This window comes from bacterium (genome assembly GCA_016873475.1).
Taxonomy (GTDB): domain Bacteria; phylum Krumholzibacteriota; class Krumholzibacteriia; order JACNKJ01; family JACNKJ01; genus VGXI01.
The window spans coordinates 1-3222 of sequence record VGXI01000290.1 but is presented as its reverse complement, the minus strand read 5'-3'; the positions used below and the strand labels follow the sequence as shown (position 1 = coordinate 3222).

The window sequence follows — 3222 nt, the reverse complement described above, 5'->3', positions numbered from 1 at the left end:
ATTGAAGGCCGCCATCCGTGCCACGCGCTGCGTCTTGAAGCGCTGCCGATCCAGGCACTCACACTCAAGTGTAGCAGAGAACGACTCGCAAAGGGCGTTCGGGACCAAGGCAGCGCGGACTCCTCTCGCTACCAGGGCAGCAAAGGGTCCTGGAAACCGGGTCAACTCCAAACCACATGAATGGTACCGGCCGGCCCGACTTCGGGCTGGCGAGCTGCATCTCCCTGGAGTAGCGTAGCGGCCATGCCAGTTCTCCTCTTAGTCCCCTGCTACATCGAGCACTTGCGGCCGGCGATCGGCCTGGCGACGGCCCGCCTGCTCGAGCGGCTCGGCGTCGACTGGCGCTACCCGGCCGACCAGACCTGCTGCGGCCAGCCGGCCTACAACGCCGGCCATCCCGACTTCGCCCTCCCCGCGGCGCGCCACTTCCTGCGCCGCTTCGGCAGCGCCGAGCGCGTCGTCAGCCCCTCGGCGAGCTGCGTGGCGATGCTGCGCCGCTATCCCGAACTGCCGGGCCTGAGCCCCGCCGAGCGCGCTGAATTCGCGGCCCTCGCCCCGCGCTGCCACGAGCTCAGCGACTACCTGGTGAACGTGCTCGGCCGCGAGACGGTCGGCGCGCGCTGGCCGGGCCGCGTCGCCTTCCAGGACGGCTGCCACGCCCTGCGCGAGCTGGGCATCGCCGAGGCGCCGCGCCGCCTGCTCGCCGCCGTCGAGGGCCTGGAGCTGGTCGAAGCCTCCGATCCCGAGCGCGAGTGCTGCGGTTTCGGCGGTGTCTTCGCCGTCAAGCTGCCCGAGCTGTCGGCGGCGATGGCCGATGCTCGCCTCGCCGCACTCGCCGCCGCGGGCACCGACACCCTCGCCCTTACCGACGCGAGCTGCCTGCTCCAGCTCGAAGGCCGCGCCCGCCAGCGCGGCCGCCCCTTCCGCGGCCTGCACCTCGCCGAGATCCTCGCCGCCGAGGGCGCTGCCCAGGCCGGCGCCACCGGCGGTGCAGCCCAAGCCGGCGTAGCCGGCGACACGGCAGCATGAGCGCCCCGGCCACCCGCGACTTCCGCCGCCGCAGCACGGCCGCCCTCGCCGACGCCGAGCTGCACGCGAACCTGCGCCGCGCCACGGGGCAGACCCTGGCCAAGCGCCGCGCGCTGCTCGCCGAGCTCCCCGGCGCCGATGCGGACCGGGAGGCCATCGCCGCGATCCGCGCGCAGAGCCACGCAGCGCGCGAGGCCCTGCTCGCCCAGGCCAAGGTGCAGCTCGCCGCGGCCGGCTTCACCGTGCACGAGGCCGCCGACGCCGCCGCCGCCCGCGCGCTCGTGCTGGCGCTGCTCGAGGCGGCCGGCGCGCGCCGGGTCGTCAAGAGCAAGTCGATGATCACCGAGGAGATCGACCTCAACACGGCCCTCGCGGACGCTGGGATCGAGGTCGTGGAGACCGACCTCGGCGAGTTCATCGTGCAGCAGCTCGGCCAGCGGCCCAGCCACATCACGGCGCCCGCCCTGCACCTGAATCGCCGCCAGATCGGCGCTCTCTTCGCCGAGCGGGGGCTCGGCCCCGCGAGCGAGGATCCGGAGGCGCTCACCGCGCAGGCACGCGTCCACCTGCGTGCGAAATTCCTCGCTGCGGAGGCCGGCATCACGGGCGCGAACTTCGTCGTCGCCGAGACGGGCACGCTCGTGCTGCTCGAGAACGAGGGCAACATCGGCCTCAGCTCGAGCCTGCCGCCCTTGCACATCGCGATCGCCGGCATCGAGAAGGTGCTGCCGCGGCTCGCCGACCTCGACCCGCTGCTGCGCCTGCTGCCGCTGAACGCCACCGGCCAGCGCGCGGGCAGCTACACGAGCCTGATCAACGGCCCGGCGCCGGCGGGCGACGGCCCCACGGCGCGGCACGTGATCTTCCTCGATGGCGGCCGCCGGGCGCTGGCCGCCAGCCCCGAGGCCGAGATCCTCGCCTGCCTGCGCTGCGGCAGTTGCCTGAACGTCTGCCCCTGCTTTCGCCACGCGGGTGGGCACGCCTACGGCGGCGTCTATCCGGGGCCGCTGGGGATCCTCCTCGCGCCCTACCTCGGCGGCGCGCCCGCGCCCGCGGGCGGTGCCTCCGCGCACGGGCCGGCAACGAGCCTCGCCGACGTCTGCGCGCTCTGCGACGCCTGCGCCGAGATCTGCCCGGCGGAGATTCCCCTGCCCACGCTGATCTGGAAGGCGCGCACGGCGCGCGAGGCCGCGAGCGGCGCGGGGAGCGCGCGGCCCTGGCGCCTCTTCGCTGCCCTCACCGCGCGGCCTCGGGCCTGGCGCTTCGCCGGCGCGCTCCTGCGCCTCGCCCTCAAGCCGCCGCTGCGCGGACTCACCGCGCGCCTCGCGCCCACCTGGAACGCGGAGCGCGCGCTGCCCGCCGCGCCGGCGCGCAGCTTCGCCGCCGAGCTCGCGCGCCGCCACCCGGGGAGGCTCGCGTGAAGGTCGCCCTGCTCGCTCAGCTCGGGACTCGCCTCGCCGAGAGCCGCAGCGAGTGGCGTCCGCTCGCCGATGCCGCCGCGCTCGCCGCATTCCTCGCCGAGGCCGCCTGGCCGCGCGACGCGGGCGGCGCGCTGCTCGCGGCGGGCCTCGCGCTGGACGGCCGCGGCTGCACGCTCGCCGAAGGCCTCATCGCCGAGACGGGCACGCTCGTTCTCTCGGCGCGGCACGCGGGCGCGCGGCGCGCGGCCTTCCTCGCCGAGACGCACTTTGCGCTCGTCGCTGCGGAGGCTCTCTACGCCACGCTCGCCGACTACCTCGCCGTTGCCGGCGCGCGCGCCGCGGACGGCCCCGCGCTCGACCCTGCGGCCTGGCGCGCGCGGGCAGGCCACTCGCTCACGCTGATCACGGGACCGAGCCGCACGGCCGACATCGAGAAGACCCTCGTGCTCGGCGCGCACGGACCGCGGCGGCTCGTCGTCGCAGCGGCGCCGGCCGCGCTGCTCGCCGCGCACTTCGATCCCGCGCTGCTGCCCGCCGAGGCGCGGCCGTGAGTGCGCTGTAGCCCACCGTCGCGGGCAAGATTGGGGGCGGACGAGCCTTGCGGCTTCCCCACCGGGAGAAAGGCCGGAAGGCTACTGCAGGAGCAAGAGCTTGCTGACCGCCCGCTGGCCGCCCACTTCCAGCCGCGCGAAGTAGAGCCCGCTCGGCAGGCTCCGGCCCAGCCCGTCGCGGCCGTCCCACGCCACCGTCTGCGATCCGGCCGCGCGCGCCT

At 75.4% G+C, this 3222-nt stretch carries 3 protein-coding genes; all 3 read left to right on the top strand.

Features of this window, described 5'->3' with window-relative positions; all coding sequences use genetic code 11:
• Window positions 1-243: 243 nt before the first annotated feature.
• From FJ251_14825 to FJ251_14815, 3 genes are read left to right on the top strand one after another with little or no spacing between them, the layout of a single operon-like run.
• On the top strand, window positions 244-1029 hold the full coding sequence (locus FJ251_14825; GenBank protein ID MBM4118977.1) for a (Fe-S)-binding protein: 786 nt from the start codon (window positions 244-246) through the stop codon (window positions 1027-1029).
• Complete coding sequence (locus FJ251_14820) at window positions 1026-2450, top strand: lactate utilization protein (GenBank protein MBM4118976.1); 1425 nt, start codon at window positions 1026-1028, stop codon at window positions 2448-2450. Before FJ251_14825 ends, FJ251_14820 begins: the two co-directional genes overlap by 4 nt.
• A complete protein-coding gene (locus tag FJ251_14815) occupies window positions 1967-3001 on the top strand; it encodes a hypothetical protein (GenBank protein ID MBM4118975.1) in 1035 nt (344 codons plus the stop codon). Before FJ251_14820 ends, FJ251_14815 begins: the two co-directional genes overlap by 484 nt.
• The last annotated feature ends 221 nt before the right edge of the window (window positions 3002-3222 follow it).